The 17,857-nt window shown below is 43.6% G+C and carries 13 protein-coding genes and 1 tRNA gene; 12 read left to right on the plus strand and 2 right to left on the minus strand.

Going from position 1 to position 17,857, the window contains the following annotated elements:
* Positions 1–82: 82 nt before the first annotated feature.
* The 6 genes from LI162_RS12895 to LI162_RS12920 all read left to right on the plus strand — a co-directional run bounded on the left by LI162_RS12895 (position 83) and on the right by LI162_RS12920 (position 6,593).
* Positions 83–167 (plus strand) — tRNA-Leu (locus tag LI162_RS12895).
* 209 nt (positions 168–376) lie between these two features.
* The gene (dnaG, locus tag LI162_RS12900) at positions 377–2,155 is read left to right on the plus strand and encodes a DNA primase (RefSeq protein ID WP_226866341.1); all 1,779 of its coding nucleotides are present in this window, start codon (positions 377–379) and stop codon (positions 2,153–2,155) included.
* A gap of 56 nt (positions 2,156–2,211) precedes the next feature.
* A complete protein-coding gene (rpoD, locus tag LI162_RS12905) occupies positions 2,212–3,333 on the plus strand; it encodes an RNA polymerase sigma factor RpoD (RefSeq protein WP_054751114.1) in 1,122 nt (373 codons plus the stop codon).
* A 2-nt stretch (positions 3,334–3,335) separates the two neighbouring features.
* A complete protein-coding gene (locus LI162_RS12910) occupies positions 3,336–4,058 on the plus strand; it encodes a tRNA (adenine(22)-N(1))-methyltransferase (RefSeq protein ID WP_054751337.1) in 723 nt (240 codons plus the stop codon).
* Positions 4,048–4,833 carry a Nif3-like dinuclear metal center hexameric protein gene (locus LI162_RS12915; RefSeq protein ID WP_226901274.1) on the plus strand — a complete coding sequence of 262 codons (786 nt, stop codon included), beginning with the start codon at positions 4,048–4,050 and terminating at the stop codon, positions 4,831–4,833. The genes LI162_RS12910 and LI162_RS12915 overlap by 11 nt, the downstream gene beginning before the upstream one ends.
* Before the next feature lie 20 nt (positions 4,834–4,853).
* Positions 4,854–6,593 (plus strand): nucleoside kinase, encoded by a 1,740-nt coding sequence (locus LI162_RS12920; protein ID WP_226901275.1) that lies wholly within the window; start codon positions 4,854–4,856, stop codon positions 6,591–6,593.
* 76 nt (positions 6,594–6,669) lie between these two features.
* Here LI162_RS12920 and LI162_RS12925 read toward each other — a convergent pair whose 3' ends face one another.
* Positions 6,670–7,203: a DUF4234 domain-containing protein gene (locus LI162_RS12925; RefSeq protein ID WP_226901276.1), complete on the minus strand. Its 534-nt coding sequence runs from the start codon at positions 7,201–7,203 to the stop codon at positions 6,670–6,672.
* A 238-nt stretch (positions 7,204–7,441) separates the two neighbouring features.
* Between LI162_RS12925 and LI162_RS12930 the strand changes: the two genes are divergently transcribed.
* Both LI162_RS12930 and LI162_RS12935 read left to right on the plus strand, forming a co-directional pair.
* Entirely contained in the window at positions 7,442–8,926 is a 1,485-nt protein-coding gene (locus tag LI162_RS12930; protein ID WP_020435810.1) for an AAA family ATPase, read from the plus strand.
* Positions 8,927–9,139: 213 nt separating this feature from the next.
* A complete protein-coding gene (locus tag LI162_RS12935; protein WP_020435811.1) occupies positions 9,140–9,940 on the plus strand; it encodes a dCTP deaminase in 801 nt (266 codons plus the stop codon).
* 70 nt (positions 9,941–10,010) lie between these two features.
* On the opposite strand, the gene LI162_RS12940 is transcribed toward LI162_RS12935, so the two are convergent.
* Positions 10,011–11,507, minus strand: a complete 1,497-nt coding sequence (locus tag LI162_RS12940) for an aminotransferase class I/II-fold pyridoxal phosphate-dependent enzyme (protein WP_020435812.1) — start codon at positions 11,505–11,507, stop codon at positions 10,011–10,013.
* 288 nt (positions 11,508–11,795) lie between these two features.
* Here LI162_RS12940 and LI162_RS12945 point away from each other — a divergent pair, with 288 nt between their 5' ends.
* The 4 genes from LI162_RS12945 to LI162_RS12960 all read left to right on the plus strand — a co-directional run bounded on the left by LI162_RS12945 (position 11,796) and on the right by LI162_RS12960 (position 17,813).
* Complete coding sequence (locus LI162_RS12945) at positions 11,796–13,022, plus strand: M20/M25/M40 family metallo-hydrolase (RefSeq protein WP_020435813.1); 1,227 nt, start codon at positions 11,796–11,798, stop codon at positions 13,020–13,022.
* 331 nt (positions 13,023–13,353) lie between these two features.
* Positions 13,354–14,709: an efflux RND transporter periplasmic adaptor subunit gene (locus LI162_RS12950; RefSeq protein ID WP_055172722.1), complete on the plus strand. Its 1,356-nt coding sequence runs from the start codon at positions 13,354–13,356 to the stop codon at positions 14,707–14,709.
* Positions 14,702–16,513, plus strand: coding sequence for an HlyD family secretion protein (locus LI162_RS12955; RefSeq protein ID WP_227156785.1), 1,812 nt, complete (start codon positions 14,702–14,704; stop codon positions 16,511–16,513). The genes LI162_RS12950 and LI162_RS12955 overlap by 8 nt, the downstream gene beginning before the upstream one ends.
* Before the next feature lie 43 nt (positions 16,514–16,556).
* On the plus strand, positions 16,557–17,813 hold the full coding sequence (locus LI162_RS12960; protein WP_227156786.1) for an ABC transporter permease: 1,257 nt from the start codon (positions 16,557–16,559) through the stop codon (positions 17,811–17,813).
* Positions 17,814–17,857 lie beyond the last annotated feature (44 nt).

Consider the following 17,857-nt stretch of genomic DNA (forward strand, 5'->3'; position numbering starts at 1 on the left):
GACTAAGGATCTTGTGATCAATGCGATCGTGTGGGTTCAAGTCCCATCTTCCGCATCATTTTCAAAAAAATATTTTAGAAATGCGGAAGTGTCGGAACTGGCAGACGAGCAAGACTAAGGATCTTGTGATCAATGCGATCGTGTGGGTTCAAGTCCCATCTTCCGCAGTAAGATAAGACCAAGAGTACAGAACAAAGTATTCTTGGTTTTTTTTTATATATTAGGAAAGTCCTTTCCTAATATATAAAACCGTTCTGCTTGGAAAATAATATTGGAAAAGAAAAAAAGAAGAAAATTAAAAAAATAAAAAGGAAAGAGAAGAGTTTTGTCGAATATATATAATAGAGTATTCTTTAAACATTAAGCGGAGGCACTCATGTACTACTCAGAAGAACTGATAGAAGAAGTAAGATCAAGGAATGATATTGTAGATGTGATTTCCGGATATGTCCGGCTGCAGAAGAAAGGCAGCTCTTATTTTGGATTATGTCCGTTCCATAATGAGAAATCACCGTCTTTTTCTGTGAGCAGACAGAAGCAGATGTATTACTGCTTTGGATGTGGGGCGGGAGGGAATGTTTTTACATTTCTTATGGAATATGAGAATTTTTCTTTTGTAGAAGCAGTGAAGTTTCTTGCGGACAGAGCAGGAATCGAACTTCCGGAGATGGAATACTCGAAAGAAGCGAAGGAAAAAGCAGATTTAAAGTCTACGATTCTTGAGATGAATAAGCTGGCTGCAAAGTATTTCTACGTACAGCTGAAATCAGAGCGTGGAAGTCAGGCCTACAGTTATCTTAAGAACCGTGAACTCTCAGATGAGACGATCACAGCGTTTGGACTGGGATTTTCGAACAAATACAGTGATGATCTGTATAAGTATCTGAGAGAGAAGGGATACAGCGAAGAACTGATTCGACAGGCCGGACTGATCAACACGGATGAACGTCAGGGTGTGTACGACAAGTTTTGGAATCGTGTGATGTTTCCAATTATGGATGTCAATAACCGTGTGATCGGATTTGGTGGCCGTGTGATGGGAGATGGGAAACCGAAATATCTGAATTCACCGGAGACAGTCGTTTTTGATAAGAGCCGGAATCTTTATGGTCTGAACCGTGCCAGAACATCAAGAAAGCCATACTTTCTTCTTTGCGAAGGATATATGGATGTGATCTCTCTCCATCAGTCCGGATTTACGAATGCGGTAGCTTCATTGGGGACTGCATTGACAGCAGGGCATGCAGCTCTGATCAAGCGTTATGTCCAGGAAGTTTATCTGACTTATGACAGTGATGAAGCCGGTACAAGAGCAGCACTTCGCGCAGTGCCGATCTTGCGGGAGGCCGGGATTTCTGCTAAAGTTGTAAGGATGGATCCATATAAAGATCCGGATGAATTCATTAAGAACCTTGGAGCAGAAGAATATGAGAAGCGGATCCATGCGGCGCGTAATGGATTCATGTTCAGCCTGGAGATGCTGGAGAAAGAATATGATATGAATTCTCCCGAAGGCAAGACAGATTTCTTCAGGGAAGTGTCGAGGAGACTGCTTGAATTCGAAGATGAGCTGGAGCGTAACAACTATATCGAAGCTGTTGCAACAGCATACCGGGTCAGCCGGGAAAGCCTGGAGAAGATGGTCGCAAAGATGGCTGTGAATGCCGGAATGGCGAGACCGGTCGCAAGACCGAAACGGGCAGAGGGATCTGAGAAGAAGCAAAAGGAAGACGGAATCCTTACTTCACAGAAAGCATTGTTGACCTGGATGATCGATGATGACAGGCTCTTTGATCAGATCAGTCAGTACATAAGCCCGGGTGATTTTACAGAAAGTCTGTATCGGACGGTTGCAGAACTTTTATATGAGCAGAGAAAGCAGGGAGCCTTGAATCCTGCGAAGATACTGAATCACTTCACAGAGGAAGAAGATCACAGAGAAGCAGCCTCTTTGTTTAACACAAGAATCAAAGAGCTGAGGACAAAGGAAGAGAGAGAACAGGCTTTACAGGAGACAATCCTGCGGGTGAAGAGTTATAGCATTGAGCATCAGACAATGAATCTCGACCCGACAGATATGCGGGGGTTACAGCATTTGATGGAAGAAAAACGGAAGCTGGAGAACCTGAAGAATTTGAATATTACAATTCAATAAGGATAAAATAAAACAAGACAGGCTGCGGATGCGCGCAGCGAAGGAAGGAAGAACACATGGACGATATTACACAGAAATTTCTTGAGAGATTGAAAGACCTGGTTGCACTTGGTAAAAAGAAAAAGAGCATACTGGATGTTCAGGAGATCAATGATTTTTTCAATGATATGGAACTCAATACAGAGCAGATGGAGAAAGTATTTGATTACCTTGAGGCAAATAACATTGATGTGCTGCGCATTAGCGGAGATACACCGGACGAGGTGGACGTAGATCTGGATGACATTATCATATCTGAGGAAGATGAAGTGGATATGGAGAATATCGACCTGTCAGTTCCGGAAGGTGTGAGCATCGAAGATCCGGTCCGTATGTACTTAAAGGAGATCGGTAAGGTACCTCTTCTGAGTGCGGAACGTGAGATCGAGCTTGCACAGAGAATGGAAGAAGGCGATGAGGAAGCCAAGAAAGAGCTTGCAGAAGCGAACTTAAGACTTGTAGTCAGCATCGCAAAGAGATATGTTGGAAGAGGCATGTTATTCCTTGATCTGATCCAGGAGGGTAACCTCGGTCTGATCAAAGCAGTTGAAAAGTTTGATTATCACAAGGGATATAAGTTCAGTACTTATGCTACATGGTGGATCCGTCAGGCAATCACGAGAGCAATCGCGGATCAGGCAAGAACAATTCGTATCCCGGTTCATATGGTTGAGACGATCAACAAGCTGATCCGTGTATCCAGACAGCTTCTTCAGGAACTGGGAAGAGAACCACTTCCGGAAGAGATTGCCAAGGAGATGGATATGCCGGTAGAACGTGTACGTGAGATCCTGAAGATTTCACAGGAACCGGTTTCTCTTGAGACACCGATCGGTGAAGAGGAAGACAGCCACCTTGGAGACTTTATCCAGGATGATAATGTACCGGTTCCGGCAGAGGCAGCTGCACAGACACTTCTGAAAGAGCAGCTGGATGAAGTACTGGATACATTGACAGAGAGAGAGCAGAAAGTCCTCCGTCTTCGTTTTGGAATGAATGACGGAAGAGCACGTACACTTGAAGAGGTTGGACGAGAGTTTGATGTAACAAGAGAGCGTATCCGTCAGATCGAGGCGAAAGCACTCCGTAAGCTCCGTCACCCAAGCAGAAGCAGAAAACTGAGGGATTATCTGGATTAATGATGGAATTATCGAAAAGATTACAGGCGGTCGCAGATCTTGTGACCGCCCATTATAAATTAGCGGACATTGGAACGGATCATGCATATATTCCGATTTATCTGACACAGCAGAAGAAGATTACAGAAGCAGTTGCACTTGATGTCAATGAAGGACCATTGCAGCGAGCAGAGGAACATATCCGCGAGAATGGACTTGAAGCAGAGATAGAGACGAGACTTTCCAATGGATTTCAGGCATTACAGCCGGGAGAAGTCCAGTCTGCGGTCATCGCAGGAATGGGCGGCGGACTTGTGATCCGGATCCTGACAGAAGGAGAGGAAGTGGTGCGAAAGCTTGAGGAGTGTATCCTTCAGCCACAGTCAGAGATTGAGAAAGTGCGGGCATTTCTTCTTGAGAAGGGATATGAATTTCTGGAAGAAGATATGGTCTGTGAAGATGGAAAATATTATCCTATGATGAAGGTAAGACCACCGGTAGCTGATACAGCAGGCGAAGATACAGAAGTAAAGTGCTGGGATACGGTTCAGTTAAAATATGGAAAGCTTTTGCTGGAGAAACAACATCCGGTACTCAGAGAGTATCTGGAAAGAGAGATACGCATTTATCAAAGTATTTTAGAAGGATTGAAAGCGAAAGATTCTGACCGGATTCGTCAGAGAAAAGAAGAATTGGAACAGGAACTTGTAGAAGCAGAGAAAGGGATGAAATATTATGCAGTGTAAAGAGATTATACAGGTAATAGAGGCAACATTCCCGCGAACAGCAGCTTTGGGATTTGACAATGTAGGACTGCTTGCAGGACGTTCAGAGAAAGAGGTGTCCAGAATTTATCTGGCATTGGATGCAACAGATGTTGTGATCGACCGTGCGATCAAGGAAGGCGCGGACATGCTGATCACACATCACCCACTTTTATTCTCAGCAGTAAAGAAAGTGACGGATGAAGATTTTATTACAAGAAGAATAGTGAAGCTGATTCAGAATGACATTTCCTATTATGCAATGCATACGAATTATGATGTGCTTGGTATGGCAGAACTGTCCGGAAAGATCATGGATCTTCAGAATGGGGAAGTGTTAGATGTCACCTATACAGATGAAGAAGGGAATCCAGAAGGAATCGGAAGAATCGGTAATCTGGAGAAAGAGATGACATTGGAAGAGTGCTGTGTCTATGTGAAACACAGACTTGAACTTGGAAGTCTGAAAGTATTTGGAGATATGCAGAAGAAGGTGCATCGTCTTGCAATTTCTCCGGGATCAGGAAAGAGCTCGATTGCAGTTGCTCTCGAGAAGGGGGCAGATGTTCTTGTAACAGGAGATATCGGTCATCATGATGGAATTGATGCAGTAGAGCAGGGGCTTGCAGTAATTGATGCAGGACATTATGGCACAGAATATATTTTCATTGAAGATATGAAGCAGTTCTTTGAGAAGAAGCTTCCGGTGCTTGATGTACTTACAGATCCAATCGAGCATCCGTTCCAGATCATATAATCAGAAGTGAACGCATAATAATGTTCAGCAGGGCAGTTGTGAGCGAAAAGCAGTTCACAAAGACAGTGGAGGTGGCTGAGGAGTTGGAAAGTCAGAAATGTAAGGTTACGATAAGCGGAAAAGAGTATCTTTATGAGAAGGGGACGTCTTATCAGGAGATCGCGAAGGATTTTCAGAAAGAGTATAAACATCAGATCGCACTTGTGATGCTGGATGGACATCGTCTGCAAGAACTTAGAAAACAGGTTTCCGGAGACTGTACGCTGCAATTTATTACAACACAGGATACGGCGGGGTATGACACGTATCGGAGAAGTGTCTGCTTTCTTTTTATTAAGGCAGTACACGATGTGATTGGCCATGAGCGTCCGCAGCAGGTGCGTGTACGGATTCATTTTTCGTTAGGTGCAGGATTTTACTGTACGGTGGAAGGAATCGATCATGTGGGAATGGAATTCCAATGGAAAGTTGAAGAACGCATGTATGAACTTGTACAGCAGAGACTTCCAATCACAAAAGAGTTGATCCATACAGAAGAGGCAGTGGAATTATTCCATCGATATGGGATGTTTGATAAAGAACGTCTGTTCCGGTATCGGAGAAGCTCCCACGTGAATCTGTATGCCATGAATGAATTCCGTGACTATTATTATGGTTATATGATGCCGGATACAGGAGATTTGAAGTATTTTGCATTGTATCTGTATCAGGGCGGAATCGTACTTCAAATGCCGCTGAAAGACGAACCGGAGAAAGTCCCTTTATTTGTGCCAAAGGATAAGCTGTTTCGTGTACTCAGTGAGTCTGTGAGATGGGGAGACCAGCAGGGGATTGATACCGTCGGCGCGCTCAATGACATGATCACGCAGGATGATATGCGTGAGATTGTTCTTGTGCAGGAGGCATTCCAGGAGCGCAAGATCGGAGAGATCGCAAAGCAGATCGCAGATCGTCCGGGGGTAAAGTTTGTTCTGATCGCAGGACCTTCTTCTTCCGGCAAGACAACATTTTCACACCGCTTATCCATTCAGCTCAGAGTGAATGGGCTTCATCCACATCCGATTTCTGTAGATAATTATTTCGTAGATCGGGAGAAAACACCGAAAGACGAGGATGGAAATTATAACTTCGAATGCATTGAAGCAATCGATGTGGAAAAGTTCAATGAGGACATGAGCAATCTGCTGGCAGGCGAGGAAGTCTATCTTCCGGTTTTTGACTTTAAGACCGGTAAACGGAATTTTGAAACAAGGCCAAAGAAACTCGGTGAAAATGATATCCTTGTAATCGAAGGAATCCATTGCCTGAATCCGAAGCTGACAGAACAGTTATGTGATGACCGGAAATTCAGGATCTATATCAGTGCATTAACACAGCTGAATATTGATGAGCATAACCGGATTCCGTCTACAGACGGACGTTTGATCCGAAGACTTGTCAGGGATGCAAGAACAAGAGGGGCATCGGCGACGAAGACCATCTCGATGTGGCCGTCAGTGAGAAGAGGAGAAGAGAAGAATATTTTCCCATATCAGGAATATGCAGATGTGATGTTTAACTCTTCCCTGATCTATGAACTGGCAGTGTTGAAACAGTATGTGGAGCCGTTGCTTCTTGGCGTAAGCAAAGATTCTCCGGAATATGTTGAAGCAAAGCGGTTGTTGAAATTTCTGGATTATTTCGTAGGAATCGGAAATGACAATGTGCCAACGAATTCACTTTTGAGAGAATTTATTGGCGGTGGATGTTTCCATGTCTAATGCAATAGAAAGATAGAAGAAAGAGGATACATAGAAAACTTGTATGTGACAAGAATTTCTATGTATCCTCTTTGCATTAAGATACCTCTTTGTTGATCATATCCTGCAATAAGCAGAAATATACAATATCTAATCCTAAAATCGAGAGAACCAGGTAGAGAATAGAAGAATTCCCCTGTATTCCTCTGATGCGGTCACAGCGTTCTCCCATCTTATAAGCCCAGTAAATACCATAGATTCCACAGGTGATCAAAGAAAATAGGAATACCATGCCTCCGCTTGTTGCCTGTGGCTCTCCGGCCAGCTGATTCACCTCATCATTCAGCTTGATCATCCAGTAGATACTGTAGATGCCGCAGGTGAGAAAAGAAAAAACAATTGCAAGTACAAGATTACGTGGCATAATGCCTGCAGTTGTCCCGTTCCGGTAATAATTGTTCTGATTATAGTTGTTCTGGTAATATGCATTCTGCTGGAACTGGCTTTCCTGCTGCTTTTGATTCTCCTGTGTATGAGCATTATCATTAGGAGTGGGAAGCGGAGCACCACATTCCTGACAGAAAGAAGCACTGTCTTCGCAGAGTGAATTACATTTTGGACAGATTTTCATAGAAGATTCTCCTTTGCATGAATTAGTTCGAAAAATGTCAGAAGTTGACAAGATCCTTCTGAAAAGTATCGTAGCATAAAAAGATACAAGTTACAAGAAATGTAGCCAAGTTTTAGGATATCTTAAGATATTCGATAGAAATAAACCCGGAAGATGCATAATATTCTTCCTTTTTCTTTCAAAAAGTTTGTGGTAGAATAGTAATGTTTCTGAAAATAAAACATGAGGAGATGAAAGTATGCCAGTATTTGACTTTAACAGTGCACCGGAAGATAAGAAAGAAGTTCAGTGTACTTATACAACATTTTGTTCCAACGAAGACCATGCGACACCGGAGTGTCCGATTCTTGTTCTGGATAACCAGAACCGGAAGTGGAACCATCATTCCTGCGGTGTGTTTACCAATCAGAATAAGCAGACCGCATTTGAGTTTGATGAAAAGGACGGAACATGCAGTGCAGATATCCTGAAAGTGGATGCACGTTTTGTCAGCCTTTTAAAATGGCTTGGAGAAAATCACATTAATGTACGTCTTTCCGGAGAAAATAAGCCGGATGGTTATGCCGTTTACAGAATCCGTGAGATCGCATTTGGAGGCGGAACAAAATTATCTGCTGAGGACGGCTTCCTTCAGTTTATGATCGAGCGGCTGTTTGCAAGTGATGCGCCAAAAGAAGAGATCAATGATGACGAGCAGGAAGAGTCCGGAGATGACATGAAGCTTACAAGTATTCAGAGTATTACAGACTTTATGACATGCGCAGGACGTACACTTCCGGATAACATTCGTCTGTGGGCAAGAAGAAATCTTGCAGTTGCACGTTCTCACGAGGTCTCTCAGGAAGAGCGCCGTCACGCACAGAGAGCACTTTCTATCATGATGAATATTCAGTGGAAGAGCAATTACTTTGAAGCAATCGATCCGGATGAAGCGAGAAGAATTCTGGATGAAGAGCTGTATGGAATGGAGAAAGTAAAGCAGAGAATCATAGAGACGATCATTCAGATCAACCGTACACACACACTTCCGGCGTACGGACTTCTGCTTGTCGGACCGGCAGGAACAGGTAAATCTCAGATTGCTTATGCCGTTGCAAGAATCCTTAAACTTCCTTGGACAACACTGGATATGAGTTCCATTAACGATCCGGAACAGCTGACAGGAAGTTCAAGAATCTATTCGAACGCAAAGCCAGGTATTATCATGGAAGCATTCTCCATGGCAGGGGAATCCAATCTGGTATTCATTATTAATGAGCTGGATAAGGCGGCATCCGGAAAGGGAAACGGAAACCCGGCAGATGTTTTACTTACACTACTGGACAACCTTGGATTTACAGACAATTACATGGAGTGTATGATTCCTACCGTTGGTGTATATCCAATCGCTACAGCGAATGACAAGGATCAGATCAGTGCACCGCTCATGTCCCGTTTCGCTGTCATTGATATCCCGGATTATACACCGGAAGAGAAGAAAGTAATCTTCTCCAAATTCGCACTTCCGAAGGTGCTGAAACGCATGAGCCTGAAGGCAGAAGAGTGCATTATGACAGATGAGGCACTCAATGAAGTGATTGAACTGTACTCCAACACATCAGGAATCCGTGATCTGGAACAGGCAGCAGAACACATCGCAGCGAATGCGCTGTATCAGATTGAAGTGAATCATGTGGAGAAAGTTGAATTTGATGCAGAGATGGTAAGAGAACTGCTTGGATAAAGTTGGGGCATAAATGATAGTATTAAGTGTGGTATCTGTTACTGTTCACTCCCGTGTCAATCACTCCGCTGATTGACACGGAGGATGCGTTGCTGGTCGCACATTGTGTGAACAGTAACTGGTATCTTTGTAGAAGGCTTCTGTTAAGAATGTATAGATGTTGAAATTCATATATTCTGTGTTATAATAATATCCATCAAGGGAGGCAAAAATATGATTTTAGTTGATAAAAATATAAAAAATCGCCATTCGGAGATATTCTGTGATGGATGTTATGATGAGTCTAGTGTTAATGCAGTATCATATGACCTACACATTGAAGGTATTGTAGAGCAAGATGCTTTAGTAGATTCCTATATACTACGTTCTAATGAAATGATTTTCGTTAAGATGTCAGAAAAAATCCATATGCCGAATGATTTGATGGGACGTATTGGTGAAAAGAATTCTAGAATGCGACAGGGGTTAATTGTGTCAGGACCACATTATTTTCCGGGACATGAAACATATATTTATTTGCGAGTTCAGAATATTACTGCTAGTACAATTAAGATAAAAAAGGGTGATAAAATTGCTCAGATATTTTTTGAACAATTAAGCGAAGAACCAGAGCATACTTATAATGAACAGCAGAATGCCTCTTTTAATGATGAAGATCAGTATAGAGGAATGGCTAATTATAAGGATGAGTATGAAGAGAGAATTGGTAGAATAAATAATGCCAATAATGATTTGGATGAGAAAATAAATCATATATATGCTAATATACTAACACTCATGGGAATTTTTGTTTCAGTGTTTTCGTTAATTACAGTTAATTTTAGTAATTTGGGAAAACAATTTGCGAATACAAAATATGTGATAGTAATGAATTTATCATTAGGAATAGTGATATGTTTATTTTTAGGATTGATAATGATGTTTATTAATCATAAGACATGCAATAAGAAGATAGTTGCGATTTATATAGTATTAATGCTTCTATTAATTGCTGCGTTATTAATCGTATTATAATAATAAAAACCGGGTTAACACAAATTCTTGATTGTGGTGACCCGGTTTTTATATAAATAAAGTTTAATTCTTATTGTCTATAATACTGCAGGAACTCCCCGATTTTACCAACCGCCTCTTTCAGTACTTCAATACGCGGCAGATAAACCACGCGGAAATGATCCGGCTGATGCCAGTTGAATCCACTTCCCTGAACAATCAGGATCTTCTTGTCACGAAGCAGATCAAGAGCAAATTTCTCATCATTCACAATATTGAACTTCTTCGTATCAATCTTCGGGAACATATAAAATGCAGCCTGCGGTTTTACTGCGCTGATTCCCGGAATATCCGTCAGAGCCTTGTAAACATATTCACGCTGCTCGTAAATACGTCCACCCGGAACAATATAATCATTTACACTCTGGTGTCCGCCGAGAGCTGTCTGCACAATGGACTGCGCCGGAACGTTAGAGCAAAGACGCATGTTGGAAAGCATCTTGATTCCTTCGATATAGTCTCTTGCAATATTTTTATTTCCACTTAAGATCATCCATCCGATACGGAATCCGGCGATCATATGGGACTTGGACAGTCCGCTGAATGTCACGCAGAACAGATCCGGTGCAAGAGAAGCGATAGAAACATGCTCTTTTCCATCCATAACAAGACGGTCATAAATCTCATCAGAGAAAATGATCAGTTGGTGTTCTCTTGCGAGGTCTACAATCTGCTGCAGTACTTCCTTCGGATAAAGAGCACCGGTCGGATTGTTTGGGTTGATGATAACGATCGCTTTTGTACGGTCATTGATCTTCTTACGCATATCTTCGATATCCGGATACCAGTCAGACTGCTCATCACAGATATAGTGCACAGGCTTTCCACCGGCAAGTGTAGCACAAGCTGTCCAGAGCGGATAATCCGGAGACGGGATAAGAATCTCATCGCCTGTATCCAAAAGAGCAGACATCGTAAGATTGATCAGTTCACTGACACCATTTCCTGTGTAAATATCGCTCATCGTTACATTTGGCAGGTGCTTTAACTGGGCATACTGCATGATCGCTTTTCGCGCAGAGAACAGACCGGCAGAAGCAGAGTAGCCTTCGCAGTCAGAAAGCTGACGGCTCATGTCATAGATCACCTCATCCGGTGTACGGAAGCCAAACGGAGCCGGATTTCCGATATTAAGCTTCAGTACATGAGTTCCCATCTCTTCCATTTTGGCAGCCTCATCAACAACCGGACCTCTCACATCATATAATACATTATTTAACTTGGATGATTTCTTGAATTCTCTCACTTTCATACCTCCTGAATTATCTGCGGATGTCTGTATCTTATCAACATCTGACAGTGTGGAATCATTATCATTATTATTGTTTAACCAGTCAGGGTCAACCTGCAGGGCATCTGCCAGAAAATGTAAGATGTCGGTACGCGGGATTGTCTTCCCACTGACATACTGGCTGACATGACTTTTCCCAAGCTTGATCCCTTTCTGCTGGGCAAGACGAACAAGATCAACCTGCTTCAGGCCTTGCTCGTTCATAGCGGCTTTTAATCTGTCTGCAAAGGTTTCCATAAAGCTCCTTTCTGGGGTCATCTTTCCAGAGGTCAGACCCCATCAATAAAGTATTAACAAAACACAAAGTTCAATTTAGAATCTGCTTCAATACGAAAATCTCTAAAAAGTTCAATTTAAAAGTTCAAAACTTTAGTCAGAGTATACCACGATAAATGAAAAAGTTCAATAAAAAAATTACTGTTATAGAAAATTCGCAAAATCACGGTATCATTAAGAAAATATGATATACTAAAAGTGTTTATTACAGCAAAATACAAAGTACACAGAACGAAGGGAAACAGGGAAATGATTCTTGAAAATGAAAAAATAAAACAGGCATTGGAATATATAAAGGAAGAAGATCCGGCAACGACTCAGGACACGCTCAATATGTGTCAGATTCCGGCACCTTCTTATAAGGAAGAGAAAAAAGCGGAGTATATCCGGGAGCGGTTCCGGGAGATCGGGCTTAGGGATGTCAGGATTGACGCTGTTGGAAATGTGCTTGGGATCTGGCCGGGAACCGGTGAAGGACCAAGTGTAATGCTTGCAGCACACACAGACACAGTATTCCCGGAAGGGACAGATCTGACGATAAGAAAAGAAGGGAATCGTTATTATTGCCCCGGCATTAACGATGACACACATGCAGTGGCGGAGATGATCGCAGTAGCGAAAGCAATGATCCATGCAGATCTTCACACAAAAGGAGACTTGATCTTCTGTGCAAATGTGTGTGAAGAAGGACTTGGAGATCTAAGGGGCGTGAAGTATCTGTTCGGATACGACAACAAAGCTTCAGAAGAATGTCCAGAGGTAGATGCATTTGTCTCGATTGATAACCAGTATACGGGCGGGGTGATCTATACGGCAACAGGAAGTCACCGTTATGAGGTGACATTTACCGGAAGAGGTGGTCACAGTTTCCAGAACTTTGGCATTCCTAATCCAATCCATGCAATGGGACGAGCCATCGCACAGATCGCAGAATTCCAGGTTCCGGATGAGCCGAAGACGACATTTAACGTAGGCGTGATCCAGGGAGGAACTTCTGTAAATACAATTTCAGGTTCTGCATCCATGCTGGTAGACCTTCGTTCGGACAGCGAAGAAGAGCTGAACCGATTGGACAAAGAACTTCATAAAGTGATCAAACAGGCAGTGGAAGAAGAAAATGCAAGATGGGATGCTTCAAAGCCGCAGATCAAAGTGCAGATCGAAGGACGCGGTGTGAGACCGGCGGGGGCACAGCCAAAGGACTGTGCAATCGTGAAAGCAGCATTCTGGGCGGCAGAACTGCTGGGAATTGAACCGGAGTATCGGTATGAGAGCAGTACAGATGCGAATATCCCGATCAGTATGGGAATCCCGGCAATCACTGTTGGAAGAGGTGGAGAAGAAGACGGAATCCATACCCTTCAGGAATGGTACGAGCCAAAAGAAGCATGGCTTGGACCACAGAGAGATTTGCTTCTGATGATTCTGCTTGCCGGGGCAGAAGGAGTCTGTGAGCCGGCTATAGAAAAAAGATAAAAAATCTTAAGAAAATATCAATGTCTTTTTAGGCACATTTCCTGTATACTGATGGTATGAGAGAATATTTTGTGCAGATTGTACCGGATGTCCCGGAGATTTTATCTCAGTCGAGAAGACTCCCACTTCTTCAGGTGGTGAGTAATAGCAAATTTATCTCAGTGGGAGTCCAATCTCCGACTGAGATAAACGCTCCGCGAGGATGCGCAGTGATTCTGATAGGAATATGTCAGCTTCGCTGACCAGAATCACGCGCCAAGTCTCACGGACGTTCGACTTGAACTTTTTGCACAAAAAGAAGTAAAAATAAAATAAAGCAGGAGGGCAAACGATGCGGGGAATCAGAAAGCAGTCATCCGACACACAGAGCTCCAGTCAGCCGAAAGAAAAAAGAAGATTGGATACAAAACAGAAAAAAGGAATGTTGATCGGCGGAGGTATCTTCCTTGTGGCAGTGATCGCCCTGATCTTTGTGAAGAATCTGACAGGTGGAAGTGGAGCAGATGGAGAGAATGTTCTCTATGCGGATTCCGTCGGAATGATCACAGGGACAGGACTTGGGACACAGAACCGTTTTACAGGAGTGGTTGAAGCACAGGATACGTTGAAACTGACACTGGCAGACAACCAGAAGGTAAAACAGATCTTTGTTGAAAAAGGGCAGGAAGTAGAGCCTGGAACAAAGTTGTTTGAATACGATACAGAAGAGCTTGCTATGACATTAGATCAGGGAAAACTGGAGCTTGAGAAGATCACGAACAACATCAGCAGCCTGAATTCACAGATCGCGACACTTACAACGGAGAAGAAGAGTGCGCCGGCCAGCGAACAGCTGTCCTATACGACACAGATCCAGGAACTTCAGATGGAGATCAAGCAGGAAGAGTACAATTATAAAGTAAAAGAGCTGGAAGTAAACCGTACACAGAAGAGCCTGGAACAGTCTACAGTAACTTCTACAGTTGCCGGAATTGTACAGGAGATCAACGAACAGCAGGGAACAGACCCTTCTACAGGAGAGTCCCAACCGTTTATGAGTATCCTTTCTACAGGAAAATACAGAATCAAAGGAAAGATCAGCGAGCAGAACATCGGAGATCTGACACCGGGCACACAGGTGACGATCCGCTCCAGAGTGAATGAAGATGAGATCTGGACAGGTACAGTAGATAACGTAGACACAGAGAAGCCGGAGAACAGTTCCCAGGATTCTATGAGTTATGGTTCTGAGAACAGCGATAATCAGGCAACAAAGTATCCATTCTATGTCACATTGGATACAATGGATGGATTGATGCTTGGACAGCATGTCTATATCGAGACAAGTACTTCACTGGAAGCAGACAAGATGTGGCTGATGCGTGACTACATTGTAGACGCAGATTCAGATCATCCATATGTATGGGTAGCAGGAGATAATGACAAGCTGGAGAAGCGTTCTGTTACACTCGGAGAGACGAACGAAGATATGGGAACCTGTGAGATCGTAGACGGACTGAAAGCTTCTGATTACATTGTATGGCCAAGCGAGGAGTGCAAAAAAGGTGCAGCTGTTGTGAAGAACGATTCAGGTACATCAGGCAGTACTTCAGATATGTCAGGAGCCGAGGGCGGTTACGAAGAACCTGTAGAAGAAAATGCAATGCAGGAAGGAGTTCCGGGAACGGAGGAGAGTGTGGATGAATAAAAAGAAAATAATAAAGATCGGCATTCCTGTGGCAGCAGGCTGTATCGTTCTTGCACTTGGAATCGGTTTCGCAGTGAAGAACAGCGGAAAGGCTGTTAAAGTAGCTCCTGTCAGCAGTTTGAATTCCGGCGGCTGGTACGATGATAGTGGGATTGCAAGTTACGGAACCGTCACAACGAACCAGAAGCAGGACATTTACGTGGATGATACTATGCCGATCACACAGGTTTACGTGAAAGCCGGGGATACGGTGAAAGTTGGAGACCGTCTTGTGGCATATGACACGACACTTTCTTCCCTGGAGCTTGAGATGAAAGAAATGCAGATTCAGGGGATTGACCTGAATATTCAGAACCTGCAGAAAGAGATCACCCAGCTCAAGGGGACAAAGACCGCGAAGGCAGATACAGGGGTATCCGTCGTGCAGACAAGCACAGCTGGAGAACAGCAGCCAACTGTACAGAAGATGAGTGCTGTAAAGACAACCATTCTTAATACATCAAAAGAGGATGAGAATAAAAAACCGGATGGTGATACCTCGAAGGATGATACTTCAAAAGACGATGCTTCGAAAGATGATAATACAAAAGACGATACATCCAAAGATGATAATAAAAAAGACGATGTACCGTCTTCCGCAATTGAGCGTCCATTCCCTGAAGCATTAAAGGGAAAAGAGGTTTACAGTGAGATTACATTAGATTCTGTTCCTTATAATAAAGAAGACGCAGACGGAACAATGGAAAAACCGTATCGTTATCTTTGTGCACCGGGGGCAGCCGTAAATGCACCGTTTATGCTTAAAGTATTAAAAGAGGGTCAAGTGTGTGCCTTTGATGTAGTAGATAACGCAGAAGCGCCGACAAAATTCTTATCCTGTTGGATCCTCGATGGAAAAACAGGACAGGTAGTCATACCGGATTCACAACCAACTCCAGACCCGGAGCCGACTCCAAATCCAGAGCCAACTCCGGAACCAGAACCAACTCCGGAACCAGAGCCAACTCCGGAACCAGAGCCAACTCCGGAACCGGATATTTCAGAAGATCCGGTTATCCCAGACACCCCGGACCTCCCGTCAAAGGAAGAAGTGGCGAAGCAAATCAAGGAGAAAGAGCAGAAGATCAAAGATCTGGATCTTTCCAAGAGATCCGCTGAACTGGAACTGAAAAAGCTGAAGAAAAAGGTCGGGGACGGCGTGATTAAAAGTACGGTAGAAGGTGTAGTCAAAGAAGCGACTGACGAAGCGTCTGCAAAGAATGAGAACAAACCGGTTGTCAGCGTTGTCGGAGAAGAAGGTTTCTATGTGACCGGAAGAGTCGGAGAGACAATGCTTGATCAGATCAAAGAAGGAATGACTGCGACTGTAATGTCCTGGCAGTCGGGAGAATCCTACGAAGCGACAGTTACAGGTGTTGGCAACTCACCGGTAAGCGATTATTCCACAGGAGAGAACCAGAATCAGTCCTTCTATCCGTTCACGCTCGTGATCCACGGAGACGCAAATCTCTCGAATGGTGAGTCTGTGAATCTGTCGATGGATGGAATTGCAGCAGGTAGTGATGGATCGATCTATCTTGAAAAAATGTTTGTCCGCGAGGAAGGAAACCGCTATTATGTCTACAAGCGGGGCGATAACGGCAGATTAACAAAACAGTATGTAGAGGTTGGCAAAAATATGTACAATTCACTGGAGATCACCTCCGGCCTCACAATGGACGACCTGATCGCGTTCCCTTACGGCAGAGATGTCAAAGAAGGCGCAAAGACACAGGAAGCAGATACCCTGTACGACTATTATTAAGAAGACTGAACAGTATCAAAATGAAAGAGAGTGAGGTGCCATTATGTTAGAAGACATCAGACTGGCGTTTCAGGGAATCTGGAATCATAAATTAAGATCTGCGCTCACAATGCTCGGAATCATCATAGGAATCGGTTCCATTATAGCAATTGTGTCTACGATCAAAGGAACGAATGAACAGATTAAGAAGAATCTGGTCGGTGCAGGAAATGACGCGGTAAATGTACAGCTCTATCAGGGTGACTGGCCGATCGATCTGCAGTATCAGTCACTCCCGGACGGAGTGCCGGAGATCTCAGACGAGACACTGCAGGAGGTCGTTGAACTCCCGGAAGTGGAGACAGCGTCTTTATATCATACAAGAAATGAATACGACGCAGTTTACCGCGGCGCAAAGTCATTAAGTAACAGCGTGATTCTTGGAATTGACAGAAATTATCTGGATGTTTACGGATATCAGGTAACCAAAGGAAGAGGATTAACAGACAAAGATTATTCCGAAGGACGAAAAGTAGCCTTGATAGACAAAACAACAGCGGCAAGTTTATTCGACAATGCAGATGTGATCGGAAGAACGATTGAGATCAAGGGCGAGCCTTTTGTTGTCGTTGGAATGGTTGCAAAGAAAGCAGAGTCCCAGCCGGTGATCAACTCAATGGAAGATTACTACCGCTACATGTCAGATGACCAGAGCGGAAAGATTATTATTCCGGATCAAGTATGGCCGGTCATCTACCAGTATGACGAACCACAGAACCTTGTCGTGCGTGCAAAAAGTACAGATGATATGACAGCGGCAGGAGAGAAAGCCGCAGATATTTTAAATGCTATGCTGACAGTTTCAGATGATACCGTGAAATACAAAGGAGAAGATCTGTTAGAACAGGCAACACAGATCCAGGAGATCAGTAACTCGACAAATCAGCAGCTGATCTGGATCGCCAGCATTTCTCTGTTAGTTGGTGGAATCGGAGTTATGAATATCATGCTCGTGTCGGTTACAGAACGTACCGGCGAGATTGGATTAAAGAAGGCACTCGGAGCGAGAAAACGCAGAATTCTGACACAGTTCCTGACAGAGGCGGCGGTGCTGACACTGCTTGGAGGAATTATAGGTGTTCTTGGAGGAATCGCACTTGCGTACATTATATCCAAAGTCTCAGCGGTTCCGGTAGCAATCAGCGGAGTTTCGATTGTGATAGCAGTGCTGTTCTCCACACTGATCGGTATTATCTTCGGACTGATCCCGTCCGTGAAAGCGGCGAACATGAATCCAATCGAGGCACTGCGACATGAATAAAAAAACAGTGGAAAAAGAAAATACTTGTTTCAATTTCCTTCCAT

Origin of the sequence: Mediterraneibacter sp. 210702-DFI.3.120 (genome assembly GCF_020561005.1) — a bacterium.
GTDB classification, from domain to species: Bacteria; Bacillota; Clostridia; order Lachnospirales; family Lachnospiraceae; genus Mediterraneibacter; species Mediterraneibacter faecis.